The following is a 977-nucleotide window of genomic DNA, read 5'->3' on the forward strand; positions in this document are numbered from 1 at the left end:
AGATGTGTATAAGAGACAGCGGCACGACTGGTACGAGATGACGTTCGACACGGTCGACGATGAGCGCGTTCCGGGCTCCCTCGCCCTCGCGCTCGGCGGCGTCCTGGCGCGCATCAAGGGGCGGAACGGCTACGCGACGGGCTGGCAGATCGAGTCCGATGGGGAGACGATCGCCACGGTCCACGGCCACTCCGCGCGGGCGGGTGAGGTGCACGTGACGGTCACCTCCGACGCATGCGATCGCGTAGTCCCGACGCTCCGGACTCTCTACCCGACCCACCGGGTCTCCCGAGCCGACTCCGCGGTCGATCTGGTGGCGGACTTCGAGGAACTCGACGCCTTCGTCCTGGAGTTCGCAGAGGCCCGCGGCCTGACGCACTCGATCATCCGGAACAGCGAGGGTGGCGCGACTCGGTACGTGGGTTCGCCCCGCTCCGAGACCCGGATGCGCCTCTACAAGAAGACCGAGGAACTGCGCCAGAAGCACCCTGAGTCGAACCAGCAGGTTCAGGACGGCATCTGTCGCTTCGAGCTCGTCGCGCGGCCCGGGAAGCGCGCCGTGAAGGAACGCCTCTCGCACATGAGCGCGGAGGACGTGTGGGGGCTCTCGCAGTGGTCCGCCGATCTGGCTTCTCAACTGATCGGCCTGGACGCTGAGAGGGTCGCCACGCACTTCCGTCGGCCGACCGACTGGACCCGGGCACTTCACTTCCTCGGGATCCAGTACGAGCCGATGATGCAGCGCCGGATCGACGCTGTGGGCCTGGAATCGGTGCGGTCTGAGGTGCTAGCCGCTCTCGGCCTCGATCGGCCGCTGTAGGTCCTGGACGGGCTCCCTGGACTAGTAGCCGGGTCAAGGGTGCCCGTAGGGCATCGCGCAGCGACGCGGAGCGCCCTTGACGCGAGCGGTTCACCCTTCGAATCACCCTCTGGTGGTGGGCCGGGGATTTCCTCCGGCCTGTCTCTTATACACATCT

At 66.9% G+C, this 977-nt stretch carries 1 protein-coding gene; it reads left to right on the forward strand.

The genetic code is table 11. The annotated features are described in order from the left end of the window. The coding region (locus DEJ16_RS15405) for a hypothetical protein (RefSeq protein WP_110858066.1) at positions 1-820 on the forward strand (820 nt) is incomplete at its 5' end. Positions 821-977: the final 157 nt, after the last annotated feature.

Origin of the sequence: Curtobacterium sp. MCJR17_055 (assembly GCF_003224335.1) — a bacterium.
In the GTDB taxonomy this organism is placed as follows: Bacteria; Actinomycetota; Actinomycetes; order Actinomycetales; family Microbacteriaceae; genus Curtobacterium.